14 protein-coding genes are annotated in these 14,344 nt (G+C 73.7%); 7 read left to right on the top strand and 7 right to left on the bottom strand.

All coding sequences use genetic code 11. The features are described from left to right. Positions 1–37: 37 nt before the first annotated feature. The 6 genes from glmM to Q3W68_RS11455 all read right to left on the bottom strand — a co-directional run bounded on the left by glmM (position 38) and on the right by Q3W68_RS11455 (position 4,678). Positions 38–1,393 carry a phosphoglucosamine mutase gene (glmM, locus tag Q3W68_RS11430; RefSeq protein ID WP_302905405.1) on the bottom strand — a complete coding sequence of 452 codons (1,356 nt, stop codon included), beginning with the start codon at positions 1,391–1,393 and terminating at the stop codon, positions 38–40. A gap of 116 nt (positions 1,394–1,509) precedes the next feature. Beyond that, complete coding sequence (gene rpsI, locus Q3W68_RS11435; protein ID WP_018784602.1) at positions 1,510–1,974, bottom strand: 30S ribosomal protein S9; 465 nt, start codon at positions 1,972–1,974, stop codon at positions 1,510–1,512. Between the two features lie 20 nt (positions 1,975–1,994). Continuing rightward, positions 1,995–2,438 (bottom strand): 50S ribosomal protein L13, encoded by a 444-nt coding sequence (rplM, locus tag Q3W68_RS11440; RefSeq protein WP_013288574.1) that lies wholly within the window; start codon positions 2,436–2,438, stop codon positions 1,995–1,997. 209 nt (positions 2,439–2,647) lie between these two features. Next, entirely contained in the window at positions 2,648–4,015 is a 1,368-nt protein-coding gene (locus Q3W68_RS11445) for an MFS transporter (protein ID WP_302905406.1), read from the bottom strand. A gap of 122 nt (positions 4,016–4,137) precedes the next feature. Beyond that, the gene (locus Q3W68_RS11450) at positions 4,138–4,431 is read right to left on the bottom strand and encodes a type II toxin-antitoxin system PemK/MazF family toxin (RefSeq protein ID WP_302905407.1); all 294 of its coding nucleotides are present in this window, start codon (positions 4,429–4,431) and stop codon (positions 4,138–4,140) included. After that, positions 4,421–4,678, bottom strand: coding sequence for a DUF6364 family protein (locus Q3W68_RS11455; protein WP_302905408.1), 258 nt, complete (start codon positions 4,676–4,678; stop codon positions 4,421–4,423). Before Q3W68_RS11455 ends, Q3W68_RS11450 begins: the two co-directional genes overlap by 11 nt. A 177-nt stretch (positions 4,679–4,855) precedes the next feature. Here Q3W68_RS11455 and Q3W68_RS11460 point away from each other — a divergent pair, with 177 nt between their 5' ends. Continuing rightward, a complete protein-coding gene (locus Q3W68_RS11460) occupies positions 4,856–5,323 on the top strand; it encodes an excisionase family DNA-binding protein (RefSeq protein ID WP_302905409.1) in 468 nt (155 codons plus the stop codon). A 40-nt stretch (positions 5,324–5,363) separates the two neighbouring features. Next, entirely contained in the window at positions 5,364–5,963 is a 600-nt protein-coding gene (locus Q3W68_RS11465; protein ID WP_302905410.1) for a PIN domain-containing protein, read from the top strand. On the opposite strand, the gene Q3W68_RS11470 is transcribed toward Q3W68_RS11465, so the two are convergent. After that, entirely contained in the window at positions 5,936–6,646 is a 711-nt protein-coding gene (locus Q3W68_RS11470) for a class I SAM-dependent methyltransferase (RefSeq protein ID WP_302905411.1), read from the bottom strand. The two genes, Q3W68_RS11465 and Q3W68_RS11470, sit on opposite strands and share 28 nt — an antisense overlap. Before the next feature lie 147 nt (positions 6,647–6,793). Between Q3W68_RS11470 and Q3W68_RS11475 the strand changes: the two genes are divergently transcribed. Genes Q3W68_RS11475 through Q3W68_RS11495 form a run of 5 tightly spaced genes read left to right on the top strand, consistent with a single transcriptional unit; the run spans position 6,794 to position 14,334 of the window. Then, positions 6,794–8,905, top strand: a complete 2,112-nt coding sequence (locus Q3W68_RS11475; protein WP_302905412.1) for a molybdopterin oxidoreductase family protein — start codon at positions 6,794–6,796, stop codon at positions 8,903–8,905. Continuing rightward, entirely contained in the window at positions 8,902–10,374 is a 1,473-nt protein-coding gene (locus Q3W68_RS11480) for an FAD-dependent oxidoreductase (protein ID WP_302905413.1), read from the top strand. The genes Q3W68_RS11475 and Q3W68_RS11480 overlap by 4 nt, the downstream gene beginning before the upstream one ends. Next, positions 10,371–12,902 (top strand): nitrite reductase large subunit NirB, encoded by a 2,532-nt coding sequence (nirB, locus tag Q3W68_RS11485; protein WP_302905414.1) that lies wholly within the window; start codon positions 10,371–10,373, stop codon positions 12,900–12,902. Before Q3W68_RS11480 ends, nirB begins: the two co-directional genes overlap by 4 nt. Beyond that, a complete protein-coding gene (gene nirD, locus Q3W68_RS11490) occupies positions 12,899–13,246 on the top strand; it encodes a nitrite reductase small subunit NirD (RefSeq protein WP_013288584.1) in 348 nt (115 codons plus the stop codon). The genes nirB and nirD overlap by 4 nt, the downstream gene beginning before the upstream one ends. After that, positions 13,246–14,334 carry a uroporphyrinogen-III synthase gene (locus tag Q3W68_RS11495; RefSeq protein WP_302905415.1) on the top strand — a complete coding sequence of 363 codons (1,089 nt, stop codon included), beginning with the start codon at positions 13,246–13,248 and terminating at the stop codon, positions 14,332–14,334. The genes nirD and Q3W68_RS11495 overlap by 1 nt, the downstream gene beginning before the upstream one ends. The last annotated feature ends 10 nt before the right edge of the window (positions 14,335–14,344 follow it).

Consider the following 14,344-nt stretch of genomic DNA (forward strand, 5'->3'; position numbering starts at 1 on the left):
CGGCGGGCGGCGTGGCTCAGGCGACTCCGGTGTGGCGTCAGGCGACCGGGCTTGCGGTGCGGACCTGCTCGGCGATGCGCTCGGCGACCTCGCGCGCGGTGGTCTCGGTGGCCGCCTCGACCATGACCCGCACCAGCGGCTCGGTGCCGGAGGGGCGCAGCAGCACCCGGCCGGTCTCGCCCAGCTCCGCTTCCGCGCGCTCGACCTCGGCCCGGACGGCGGGTGCGGCGGCGCCGACGGTACGGTCCCCGACCGGCACGTTGATCAGCACCTGGGGCAGCTTGGTGACCACGGCGGCCAGCTCGGCCAGCGAGGTGCCGGTGGCGGCCATCCGCGCCATCAGGTGCAGGCCGGTCAGCACGCCGTCGCCGGTGGTGGCGTACGCGGGCAGCACGATGTGCCCGCTCTGCTCGCCGCCGAGCGCCAGGCCGGAGGCGCGCAGCTCCTCCAGCACGTACCGGTCGCCGACCTTGGTCTCGACCAGCCGGATGCCGTGCTCGGACATGGCCAGCCGGAGACCGAGGTTGCTCATCACGGTGGCGACCAGGGTGTCCTGGGTCAGCTCGCCGGCGTCCCGCATGGCCAGCGCGAGGATCGCCATGACCTGGTCGCCGTCGACCTCGTCGCCGTCGGCGGTGACCGCGACGCAGCGGTCGGCGTCGCCGTCGTGGGCGATGCCGAGGTGGGCGCCGTGCTCGACCACTGCGGCGCGCAGCGCGTCGATGTGGTTGGAGCCGCACTCGTCGTTGATGTTGAGCCCGTCCGGCTCGGCGTGGATGGCGATCACCTCGGCGCCGGCCTCCCGGTAGGCGACCGGTGCGACGTCGGCCGCCGCGCCGTTGGCGCAGTCGACGACGACCTTGATCCCGTCGAGGCGGTGCGGCACGGTGCCGACCAGGTGCTGCACGTAGTGGTCGGCGCCGTCGAGCAGGTCGTTGACGCGGCCCACGCCGGCGCCGACCGGGCGCTTCCAGGCGGTGGTGGCGTTCGCCTTCACCGCCTCCTCGATCCGCATCTCGATCTCGTCGGGCAGCTTGTGCCCGCCGGCGGCGAAGAGCTTGATGCCGTTGTCCGGCATCGGGTTGTGCGAGGCGGAGAGCATCACGCCCAGGTCGGCCTTGATCTCGGCGGTGAGGAACGCCACCGCCGGGGTGGGCAGCACGCCCACCCGGACCACGTTGGCGCCGGCGCTGGTGAGCCCGGCGACCACCGCCGCCTCCAGCATCTCGCCGCTGGCCCGGGTGTCCCGGCCGACCACCGCGAGCGGCGGATGGCTCTTGTCGGTCTCGGCCAGCGTGTGGGCCGCGGCCACCGCGACCGCCAGCGCCAACTCCGGGGTGAGATCCGCGTTCGCCCGCCCGCGTACGCCGTCCGTGCCGAACAACCGGCCCATACCCGCCAACCTCCGTGGAACTGCCGATGAGAGGAGAAACGCGGAACGGCCGGCCCGCCTCCCGGGAAGGGGAGGCGAACCGGCCGTCCGTCAGAAGTACAAGACGCTTGTGATGATCAGCGCTTCGAGTACTGGGGAGCCTTACGGGCCTTCTTGAGGCCGTACTTCTTGCTCTCCTTGACCCGGGCGTCACGGGTCAGGAAGCCGGCCTTCTTCAGGGCCGGGCGGTCGTCGGGCTCGCTGACGATCAGCGCCCGGGCGATGGCGAGCCGCAGCGCGCCGGCCTGGCCGGTGGTGCCGCCGCCACGCAGGTTGGCGATCACGTCGAACGCCTCGGGCTTCTCGGCGGTGACCAGCGGGTCCTTGATGAGCTGCTGGTGCACCTTGCTCGGGAAGTAGGCCTCGAGGTCGCGGCCGTTGCAGGTGATCTTGCCGGTGCCCGGCACGATCCGGACCCGGACGATGGCTTCCTTGCGCCGACCCACGGTCTGGATCGGGCGGTCACCACGGGGCGCGCGCGCGACGGGCGCCGGCGCCTCGGTGGCCTCGGGGGCGACCTCGGTGGCGGTGATGTCGGTCATGCTGCTTCCTTCGCCCGCGCTCACTGCGCGATCTGCTTGATCTCGAACGGCACCGGCTGCTGCGCGGTGTGCGGGTGCTCGGCACCGGCGTAGACCTTCAGCTTCTTGAGGAGCTGACGGCCCAGCTTGTTGTGCGGGAGCATGCCCTTCACGGCCAGCTCGATGGCCCGCTCGGGCCGCTTGGTCAGCAGCTCGTCGTAGCCGACCCGCTTCAGACCACCCGGGTAACCGGAGTGGCGGTAAGCGACCTTGGTCTGACGCTTGTTGCCGGTCAGCGCGACCTTGCCCGCGTTCACGATGACGACGAAGTCGCCCGTGTCGACGTGCGGCGCGAAAGTCGGCTTGTGCTTGCCACGCAGGAGCGTGGCGGCGTGGGTCGCCAGGCGGCCCAGCACGACATCAGAGGCGTCGATGACGTGCCACTGACGCTCGATCTCACCCGGCTTCGGGCTGTACGTACGCACAGGTCTACCTTGTCTCGTCGTCGGTCTGGGGTCGCGCGCCGAGGTGACCAGGAGTACCCAGCCGGACCAGCGCGCACGAACGACCAAGCGTACCTGATGCGGCACGCCTAAGAATGTCGTACAACAGCAGGCAACGATACCCGGCCGCCCGGCGGCAGGTCAAAACGGGGTCGCGCCGCGCGTGGCCTGCGGGTTCGCCATGGTGCAGGTCACACGCCGACCAGCCTACGCGGCCCGGGACGCAGGTAGACCACCCAGGTCACCAGGAAGCAGAGCGCGTACCAGCCGATGAAGGCCAGGTAGGCGGCGTCGGCGGTGCCGGAGGTCAGGAACGACTGCCGGAACGCCACGTTCACCAGTACCCCGCCCGAGGCCCCGACCGCGCCGGCGATCCCGATCACCGCCCCGGACAGGCGCCGGGCCCGCCGCTGCGCCGCCTCCGGGTCGCCGGTCAGCTCGCTCTCCGCGACGGCCCGGGCCCGGAAGATCGCCGGGATCATCTTGTACGTCGAGCCGTTGCCGATGCCGGAGAAGACGAACAGCGCCAGGAACCCGGCCAGGTAGAGCGGGAACGACCGCTCCCGGGCCGCGTACAGCACCAGCCCGGCGCCGGCGGCCATCGCCACGAAGTTCCAGAACGTGACGCGCGCCCCGCCCAGCCGGTCGGCGAGCTGGCCGCCCACCGGCCGGATCAGCGAGCCGATCAGCGGGCCGAGGAAGGTCAGCCAGGCCGCGTCGACCGGCGTCGGGAACCGGTCGTGGAACTGGAGCTGGAGCACCTGGCCGAAGGCGAACCCGAAGCCGATGAACGAGCCGAACGTGCCCACGTAGAGCACCGACATCACCCAGGTGTGCGGGTCGCGGGCCGCCGCGCGCAGCGCGCCCGGCTCGTTACGCGCCCCCGGCACGTTGTCCAGCCACCGGGCCGCCGCGAGCGCGGCCAGCACGATCAGCGGCAGGTAGACCGCCGGCACGAGCCGGGGGTACGCGGCACCGGCGGTCGCCAGCACCGCCAGCCCCACCAGTTGCACAGCCGGTACGCCCAGGTTGCCCCCGCCGGCGTTGAGCCCCAGCGCCCGGCCCTTGAGCCGCTCCGGGAAGAACAGGTTGATGTTCGCCATCGACGAGGCGAAGTTGCCGCCGCCGACGCCGGACAGGCAGGCCAGCACCATCAGCGTGGCGTACGACACCCCGGGTTCGATCAGCACGGCCATCGGCACCGCCGGCACGAGCAGCAGCAGGGCACTCACGATGGTCCAGTTCCGGCCGCCGAAGCGGGCCACCGCCAGCGTGTACGGCAGCCGCAGCACCGCCCCCAGCGCGGCCGGTACGGCGGTGAGCAGGAACTTGCCGGCCGGGTCGATGCCGTACTCGGGGCCCAGGAACAGCACCGTCACCGACCAGAGGCTCCACACGGAGAAGCCCACGTGCTCGGCGAAGATCGAGACGTACAGGTTGCGCCGGGCGATCCGGGCGCCCCCGGCGGCCCAGAACGCCGGATCCTCCGGCCGCCATTCGGTGAGCCGGCCGGCCGTGGTGGCGGGCGGCGGGGTCGGTGCGGAAACGAGCGTGCTCACGGGCCACTCCTCCTCGTCGATGACGAGGCGACGCTCTCAGCCGGTGGTTTCCCCGGCGTGCCCCGCGCGCGTCGGCGCGGCAACGGAGATCGCACGTCCGCCGGACGGCGCCGGTGAGGCGGTCACAGCTCCTGGAGGATCCGCAGCGCCCGCCCGACCCGCTGCATGGTCTCGGTGTCCGCCACGTCCACGCACTCGGCGAACCACTTCTTCATCGGTGAGGAGATCCGGTCGGGCATCACCACGTACGCGCCCATCCGGACGGCGAGCGGCGAGTCGCGCAGCAGCGACTCCTCGACCACCTCGGCCACGATCACGATCGGCACCGCCGTGGCGTTGTAGACGTCGGAGCTGATCACCAGGCCGAGCCGTTCCCGGGCGCCGGAGATGCGCCAGACCTCGCCCCTACGCAGCACGCGGACGCCCGCCGAACAGGGCGTCGTCGACGAGCGCGGATTCCTCGGCGTCGGCCAGGGCGGCGGCCTCCAGGTCCAGACCGGCCCGGCCGACCGCGTCGGCGTGCGCGGTGAAGACCTCGCGCAGCGCCTTCTCCCGGGCGGCCTGGTCCATCCAGGCGGAGAGGGAGAGCCCTTCCCGCTTGGCGAACCGGCGCGCCTCCTCGATCGTCTCGTCGGAGAACGACAGCGTCACCTTGGCGGTCATGCCGGGAAGACTACCCATCGGTATGACCACCAGTCATCTTCGTTCCCGCCGACCGGGGATTAGGACACCACCAGGTGAAACAACCGAAGGCAGTTGCGGATATTGCACTTGGACGCGACGATGGACAGGTCCGAACGGTCAGGACGACGCAGGCCGCATCTGCCACAGGGAGCCGTCATGAGCCTCAGCACCGGCATGGCCACCTCGGTAATGCCCACCGAGGGAGCGGAGCGTCAGAAGGCGGCCGCCATGGAGGAGTTCCTCGTGCGGCATCCCCTCGACGCGGGCCAGGGCGTGGCCCGCCTCGTCTCGGCGGACGGCGAAGAGGTCGAGGTGCCGGCCCGGATGTTCGACGTTCTCCATCAGATCTCGGCGATGCTGGCCCGCGGCGACGGCGTCGCGATCAGCGCCATCTCCCGCGAACTGACGACGACCGAGGCGGCGAAGCTGCTCGGCATGTCCCGCCCCACACTCGTCCGCCTTCTGGAGAACGATTCGATCCCCTCCCACCGGGTCGGCAGCCACCGGCGCCTCTTCCTCCGCGACGTCCTCGCATTCCGGCAACGGCAGATGGAAGAGCGTCGGAAGTCGTACGAGGCCCTGATGTGGGAGTCCGACGCGCTGGGTTTCACCGACGACGTGTAGTTCCGGGTCGGACCAGGAGGCGCTGGGTAGGGTGTCCACTGTGATCCCCGGCGCCCCACTGGTGTTCCTGGACGCGAACGTTCTCTATTCCAGGACCCTTCGCGACTGGATCAGTCTTCTCGCGCTCGAAGGCGACTGCGCCGTCTTCGATCTTCGCTACAGCGAGGACGTCCTGGCGGAGTGGATGTATCGCCTGCGCCGCAAGCGGCCCGAGCATTCCGAGCAGGCGATCGGCGGACAGCGACGCCGTTTCGTCCAGGCGTTCCCGTACGGCCTTGTCACCGGCTATTCACCGAACGACGTCCCGTGCCCGCCGGACCCGGACGACCGGCACGTCCTGGCCGCCGCCGTCCATGGCCGCGCCGACATCCTGGTGACCGACGACCGACGCGCCTTTCCTCCGGAATGTGTGCGGGAATCGCTGTCGGTCCGCACCGGCGACGAGTTCCTCAACTGGGTGGCCGACCGTTCGATGCCCCTGGTTCTGCGGACATTGGCGCGGCAGATCGACTACTACCGGCGCAGCCTGGTCGCCGAGGACAAGGACGCGGTCGAATTGATCGCCCACCTACGGAAGGCCGGCGCACCCCGTTTCGCCGAGCGGCTCGAGAATCACCTCGCCGATCCGTCCGGCCGCTGACCGCCGAAGACCGCGAAACGCCATTCCTTGAAGAAGCAGTCCACGTCGACCAGACCCGCCTCGGCCAGCCACCGGCACTGCTCGGCCACCGGCGCCGGCCGGTCGTGCCGCATCCGCTCCCGGGCGGCGGCGATCTCCTCGGCGTCGGAGCCCAGCTCGGTGATCCGCGCCGTCCACACCTCGTCGTAGCGGCGGTCGAGCGCCGGGGTCGGCCCGGCCACCTGCTCGGCGTTGACGAACACCCCGCCGGGGACCAGCGCGTCGGCGGCCCGCCGGTACAGCGCCCGCTTGCCGGAGTCGTCGAGGTGGTGGATGGCCAGCGCGGACACCACCGCGTCGTACCGGCCGGCGGGCAGCGGGTCGGCCAGGTCGGCGTGGACGGTGCGGTGCGGCACGCCGCGGGCGTCCAGGTGCCCGGCGGCCACCGCGAGCATGCCGGGAGCGCCGTCGACGAGCGTCAGGCGGACCCCCGGGACGGCCGCGGTCAGCAGCAGGGAGAGCAGGCCGGTGCCCGCGCCGAGGTCCAGCACCTCGGGGGTACGCCCGGCGGCGAGCGCGGCGCGCAGTGGCGGCGCGGCCACCTCGACGGCGGTGCCGTAGAAGGCGTCGAAGCAGGGCACGAGGCGGCGTCGGGCCTGGTCGTAGCTGCCGGCCACCGCGTCGAACGCGTCCGCCACGCCCATCCGGACCTCCCGTTATCTGAGACAGGTTTCCCACATTGTAAACCCGGCGGAGGACGACGTCACCTACGTGCGGTGTGAAGCGCTCGTGACAGGACCGAAACAGAGCAGACCCGGACCGGAAACCGCCCGAGGGCACGCTTTTCCGACATGACAGACGGTGCACGCACGGCGACGCGACCGGGGTCACGCCCCGACGAGGCCGCCACGCACTGCCCGTACTGCGCCCTGCAGTGCGGCATGGTGCTGCGCGCCACCGGCGACGGTGTCGAGATCGGCGCCCGCGACTTCCCCACCAACCGGGGCGGGCTGTGCCAGAAGGGCTGGACCGCCGCCGACCTGCTCGACCACCCGGACCGGCTCACCACCCCGATGCTGCGCGACCGGCCCGGCGGCGAGCTGCGGCCGGCCACCTGGGACGAGGCGCTGGACCGCGTCGCCGCCGGGGTGCAGGACGTGCAGCACCGCCACGGGCCGGACGCGGTGGCCGTCTTCGGCGGCGGCGGACTCACCAACGAGAAGGCCTACGCGCTCGGCCGCTTCGCCCGGGTGACGCTGCGGACCCGGCACATCGACTACAACGGGCGCTGGTGCATGTCGTCGGCCGCCGCGGCCGGGAACCGGGCGTTCGGGATCGACCGTGGACTGCCGTTCCCGCTCACCGACCTGGGCCGCGCGGACACGCTGCTGCTGGTCGGCGCGAACCCGGCCGAGACCATGCCGCCGCTGATGCGACACGTCGCCGACCTGCGGGAACGCGGCGGCCGGCTGATCGTTGTCGACCCCCGCGCCACCGCCACCGCCCGCCAGGCCGACCTGCACCTGCAACCCCTGCCCGGCACCGACCTCGCGGTGGCGAACGCGCTGCTGCACATCGCGCTCACCGAGGGCTGGCTGGACCGGCCGTACGTGGCGGAGCGGACCACCGGCTTCGACGAGGTCCGGCGGACGGTGGCCGGCTACTGGCCGGCCGAGGTGGAACGGCTCTCCGGCGTGCCGGTGGCCGACCTGTACGCGACAGCCCGCGCGCTGGCCACCGTGGACCGTGCTGTCGTCCTCACCGCGCGGGGCGCCGAGCAGCACGCCAAGGGCGTCGACACGGTCACCGCCTTCATCAACCTGGCGCTCGCCCTGGGGCTGCCCGGCCGCCCCGGCTCCGGCTACGGCTGCCTGACCGGGCAGGGCAACGGGCAGGGCGGCCGGGAGCACGGGCAGAAGGCCGACCAGCTCCCCGGCTACCGGCGTATCGACGACCCGGCGGCCCGCGAGCACGTCGCCGGGGTGTGGGGCGTCGACCCGCACACGCTGCCCGGGCCGGGGGTTCCGGCGTACCAGCTCCTCGACGCGCTCGGCACGCCGTCCGGCGCGCGGGCGCTGCTGGTGTTCGGCTCCAACCCGGTCGTGTCCGCGCCCCGCGCCGCGCGGGTCGAGTCCCGGCTGCGCGCCCTGGACCTGCTCGTGGTGGCGGACTTCGTCCGCTCCGAGACGGCCGAGCTGGCCGACGTGGTGCTGCCGGTCGCCCAGTGGGCCGAGGAGGACGGGACGATGACCAATCTGGAGGGCCGGGTGCTGCGCCGCCGGGCGCTGCGCGAGCCACCGGCCGGAGTGCGTACCGAGCTGGAGATCCTCGCCGCGCTCGCGGAACGGCTGAGCGGCGGCGGGACACCCTTGCCGGCCGATCCGCGCGAGGTGTTCGCGGAGCTGGGCCGGGCCTCGGCCGGCGGGCCGGCCGACTACGCCGGGATCACCTGGGACCGGATCGACACCGACACCGGCGTGTTCTGGCCCTGCCCGGACCGGGACGGCCCGGACACGCCGCGGCTGTTCGCGGACCGCTTCCCCACCCCGGACGGCCGGGCCTGGTTCCACGCCGTGACCCACCGGCCGGCCGCCGAGCCGGTGTGCGCCGACTACCCACTGCACTTCACCACCGGCCGGGTGCTCGCGCAGTACCAGTCCGGCGCGCAGACCAGACGCGTGGCCGCGTTGCGCCGGGCCGCACCGGGCGGCTTCGTCGAGCTGCACCCGGACCTGGCGGCACGGATCGGCGTGACCGACGGCGAGCCGGTGCGGGTGGTCTCCCGCCGGGGTGAGCTGCGCGCACCGGCCCGGCTCAGCACGGCGATCCGGCCGGACACCGTCTTCGCGCCGTTCCACTGGCCGGGCGAGCAACGCGCCAACTCGGTCACCAACGACGCCCTCGACCCGGTCTCCGGGATGCCCGAGTTCAAGATCTGCGCGGTCCGGGTGGAGCCGGCATGAACGAACGCATAGTCGTCGTCGGCTACGGCATGGCCGGCGCCCGGCTCGCCGCCGAGCTGCACGCACGCGCCGGGGACCGGCGGATCACAGTGCTCGGGGCGGAGCCGCACCGCGCGTACAACCGGATCATGCTCTCCACGCTGCTCGCCGGACGCATCGGCGAGCCGGACCTGGAGCTGGTCGAAGCAGTAGGGCCGGAGGTCGAGGTCCGCACCGGCGCGGCGGTCACCGCCGTGGACCGGGCCGCCCGCGAGGTAATCACCGACGACGGCGAGCGGCACGGGTACGACCACCTGGTGCTCGCCACCGGCAGCCGGGCCGTGGTGCCGCCGCTGCCGGGCCTCGCCCCACTGCCCGAGCGGGTCGTCCCGTTCCGCACGCTCGGCGACTGCCGCCGGATCCTCGCCGTCGCCGAGGGCGCGCGGCGCGTGATCGTGCTCGGCGGCGGGCTGCTGGGTCTGGAGGCGGCCCGAGGGCTGGCTGCCCGGGGGCTCGACGTGACAGTGGTCCACCCGGTCGGGCACCTGATGGAACGCCAGCTAGACCCACCGGCCGGCGCGGTCCTCGCGGGCACGCTCGCCGGCCTGGGCGTCCGGTCTCGGCTCGGGGTGCCGGCGACCGCCGTGACCGCCGACGCCGACGGCGTCCGCCTGCACCTGGGCGACGACGAGAGGCTCGCCGCCGACCTGCTGGTGCTCTGCTGCGGGGTACGCCCCGACACCGCGCTCGCCGCGGCGGCCGGGCTCGACGTCGAGCGGGGCGTGGTGGTGGACGACCGGATGCGGACGAGCGATCGGCGGATCTGGGCGATCGGCGACTGCGCGCAGCACGACGGGACGCTGACCGGGCTTGTCGCACCGGCCTGGGCGCAGGCCCGGGTGGTGGCCGACGTGCTGACCGGAGCGGACCCGCTGGCCCGCTACCGGCCCCGGCCCGCGGTGACCCGGCTCAAGGCCGCCGGCATCGACCTGGCGGCGATGGGCGACGTGGCGGGGACCGGCGAACCGGGCGGCCCGGTCGAGGAGCTGACCTTCGCCGACCCGGCCCGGGGCACCTACGCCCGGCTGCGCATCCGGGACGAGCGGCTGACCGGCGCGATCCTGCTCGGCGACAACCCGGCGGTCGGCACCGTCGTGCAGCTGTTCGACAGGGGCGCGCCGGTGCCGGCGGATCGGCGTTCGCTGCTGCTCGGCCGGGCGTTCGGCGAGACCCCGGCCGAGCCGGCCGCGTCACCGGCGCTGATGCCGGACGCCGCGACCGTGTGCCGGTGCAACGACGTGAGCAAGGGCGCGCTGGTGGCGTGCTGGCGGGCGGGCGCCCGGACGGCGGCGGCGCTGTCCGCGGCGACCCGGGCCGCCACCGGCTGCGGCAGCTGCCGGGACGCGGTGGCCGGCATCGCCGCCTGGCTCGCCGAGGCGGATCCGTCCACAACCGACGAGGTACGCGAGACGGTGGAGGTGGCGTCATGACCGAGCGAATCAGCAGGCTGGTCGTCGTCGGCAACGGCATGGTGGGGCAGCGCTTCGTCGAGGCGCTGCGGGCCCGGGACACCGACGGGCGGTGGCGGGTCACGGTGCTCGCCGAGGAGCGGCGTCCGGCGTACGACCGGGTGCGGCTCTCGGCCGTCTTCGACGGGGTGGACGCCGGCGAGCTGAACCTGCACACCGCCGACGCCGGAGTGGACCTGCGCCTGGGCGAGCCGGCCACCGGCGTCGACCGGGCACGGCGGGTGGTGACCACGGCGGCCGGTGAGTACCCGTACGACGCGCTGGTGCTGGCCACCGGGTCGTACGCGTTCGTGCCGCCGGTCGACGGCACGGACCTGCCCGGCGTCTTCGTCTACCGGACGCTGGACGACCTGACCGCGATCCGGGAGCACGCCCGGGGCCGCCGTACCGGCGCGGTGATCGGTGGCGGGCTGCTCGGGCTGGAGGCGGCGAACGCGCTGCGGCTGCTCGGGCTCGCCACGAGCGTGGTCGAGTTCGCGCCCCGGCTGATGCCGGTGCAGGTGGACGAGGCGGGCGGCGCGATGCTCCGGCGGTACGTCGAGGAGCTGGGCGTCACGCCGTACCTCGGGGTGGCCACCACGGCGCTGCGTCCCGGGCCGGACGGCACTGTGACCGCGCTCGACCTGGCCGACGGGCGCACGGTCGACGCCGACCTGGTGGTGGTGGCCGCCGGGATCCGGCCGCGCGACGAGCTGGCCCGGGCGGCCGGGCTGCCGCTGGGCCCGCGCGGCGGCGTGCTGGTGGACTCGGCCTGCCGGACCGCGGACGAGCGGATCTGGGCGGTGGGCGAGTGCGCGGCGGTGGACGGGGTCTGCCACGGACTCGTCGCGCCCGGGTACGCCACCGCCGAGGTGGTGGCGGACCGGCTGCTCGGCGGCGCGGCGACGTTCCCCGGCGCGGACACCGCGACGAAGCTCAAGCTGCTGGGCGTGGACGTGGCCTCGTTCGGTGACGCGCACGGCGTCACCCCGGGCTGCCTCGACGTGACGTTCACCGACCCGGCCACCCGGTCGTACGCGAAGCTGGTCCTCTCCGACGACGCGCGGACGCTGCTCGGCGGTGTGCTGGTCGGGGACGCGAGCGCGTACCCGGCGTTGCGGGCCAGTGTCGGCGGGCCGCTGCCCGCTCCCCCGCTGGCGTTGCTGGCGCCGGCCGGCGGCGCGGGCGCCGGTGCGGGCACGTTGCCCGCCACCGCGCAGGTCTGCTCCTGCAACGCGGTGACCCGGGCCGACCTGGACGCGGCCATCGCCGGCGGGGCGACCGACGTGCCGGCGTTGAAGGCGTGCACCCGGGCCGGTACGAGCTGCGGCTCCTGCGTGCCGATGCTCAAGCAGCTGCTGGACGCCGCCGGGGTACGCCAGCCGACGGCGTTGTGCGAGCACTTCGACCACAGCCGGCAGGAGCTGTTCGACCTGATCCGGGTGCGGGGCATCAGCACGTTCTCCCGGCTCGTCGCCGAGCACGGGCGCGGGAGCGGATGCGACATCTGCAAGCCGGTGGTGGCCTCGATCCTGGCCTCGCTCGGCACCGGGCACGTGCTCGACGGCGAGCAGGCGTCGCTGCAGGACACCAACGACCACTTCCTGGCCAACCTGCAACGCGACGGCAGCTACTCGGTGGTGCCCCGGATTCCCGGAGGGGAGATCACCCCGGAGAAGCTGATCGTGATCGGTGAGGTGGCGCGCGACTTCCGGCTGTACACGAAGATCACCGGCGGGCAGCGGATCGACCTGTTCGGCGCGCGGGTCGACCAGTTGCCGCAGATCTGGCGCCGGCTCGTCAACGCGGGCTTCGAGTCCGGCCACGCGTACGGCAAGGCGCTGCGCACGGTGAAGTCGTGCGTGGGCGACACCTGGTGCCGCTACGGCGTCCAGGACTCGGTCGGGCTCGCCGTCGCGCTGGAGCTGCGCTACCGGGGTCTGCGCGCGCCGCACAAGCTCAAGTCGGCGGTCTCCGGCTGCGCCCGGGAGTGCGCCGAGGCCCGGAGCAAGGACTTCGGCGTCATCGCCACCGAGACCGGCTGGAACCTTTACGTCGGCGGCAACGGCGGTTTCCGGCCCCGGCACGCCGACCTGTTCGCCACCGACCTGAGCACCGCGGAACTGGTGACCCTGATCGACCGGTTCCTCATGTACTACATCCGCACCGCCGACCGGTTGCAGCGCACCGCGGCCTGGATCGAGGCCATGGACGGCGGCCTGGACCACCTCCGGTCGGTGCTCGTGGACGACTCGCTCGGGCTCTGCGCCGATCTCGACGCGGCGATGGCCCGGCACGTCGCGAGCTACTCCGACGAGTGGCGCGACGTCCTGGAGGACCCGGACCGGCTGCGCCGCTTCACCTCCTTCGTCAACGCGCCCGACGTGCCCGACCCGTCCATCACGTTCACCCAGGAGCGGGGCCAGCCGGTGCCGGCCCGGGGCGCGCCCCCGGACGGCGGACACCGCCGCCAGCCCGTCGTGCTGGGCCTGCCGGAGGTACGCCGATGAGCCCCGTCGTCACGCTGGACTGGACTCCGGTCTGCCCGCTGGACCGCCTCGACCCCGACCGGGGCGTGGCCGCGCTCGTCGACGGCGTACAGGTGGCGGTCTTCCGCACCGCGAACGGCCTGTACGCGGTGGACAACCTCGACCCGGTCGGCGGCGCGTACGTCATGTCCCGGGGCCTGGTCGGCAGTCGGGGCGGCGTGCCGACGCTCGCCTCGCCGCTGCACAAGCAGGTCTACGACCTCACCACGGGGCGGTGCCTGGACCTACCGGGCGTGACGCTGCGCCGGCACCCGGTGCGCTGCCGGGACGGCCTGGTCGAGGTGCGGTTACGGCAGGAGGAATGATGCGGGACGAGCTGGCCGGCTTCACCATCGGCGTCACCGCCGACCGGCGGCGCGACGAACTCGCCGCGCTGCTCCAGCGGCGCGGGGCGCGGGTGGTGCTCGCCCCGGCGCTGCGGATCGTCCCGCTGGCCGACGACACCGACCTGCGTGAGGCCACCCGGGCCTGCCTGGAACACCCGCCGGACGTGCTCATGGCCAACACCGGCATCGGCATGCGCGGCTGGCTGGAGGCGGCCGAGGGCTGGGGGCTGGCCGAGCCGCTGCGCACCACGCTCGCCGGAGCGTACGTGGTGTCCCGGGGCCCGAAGGCGACCGGCGCGATCCGGGCCGCCGGTCTGCGCGAGCACTGGTCACCGGAGTCGGAGAGCTGCGACGAGGTGGTCGAGCACCTGGTCCGGCGCGGGGTGGCCGGCCAGGTGGTGGCGATGCAACTGCACGGCGAGCGGCAGCCCGAGTGCGCCGACGCGCTGGTGGCGGCCGGCGCCACGGTGATCGAGGTGCCGGTGTACCGGTGGGCGCCGCCGGCCGACCCGGCACCGCTGCACCGGCTCATCGACCTGGTGGCCGGGCGGCTCGTCGACGCGGTCACGTTCACCTCGGCACCGGCGGCCGAGGCCCTGCTGCGGGCGGCCGGGGACCGTACCGAGACGGTGCTGGAGGCGTTGCGCGGTGACGTGCTGGCCGGGTGCGTCGGCACCGTCACCGCCGAGCCGCTGGTGCGGCGCGGGGTGCCGGTGAGCGCGCCGAGCCGGGCCCGGCTGGGCGCGCTGGTGCGCACCATCGTCGAGGAGCTGCCCCGGCGCACGGTCTCGGTGAAGGCAGCCGGGCACGTGCTGACGCTGCGCGGGCACGCCGCGGTGGTGGACGGGGAGCTGCGTCAGCTGGCGCCGGCGCCGATGGCTGTGCTGCGGGCGCTGGCCGCGTCGCCCGGGAAGGTGCTCTCCCGCACCGCGTTGCTGCGTACGCTGCCGCGTGGCGCCGACGAGCACGCGGTGGAGATGGCCGTCGCCCGCCTGCGGGCGGGGCTGAAGGCGCCCCGCGTGGTGCAGACGGTGGTCAAGCGGGGGTACCGCCTGCGGGTCGACTGACCCGCAGGCG

This window comes from Micromonospora sp. C28ISP2-4 (assembly GCF_030519385.1).
GTDB classification, from domain to species: Bacteria; Actinomycetota; Actinomycetes; order Mycobacteriales; family Micromonosporaceae; genus Micromonospora; species Micromonospora tulbaghiae.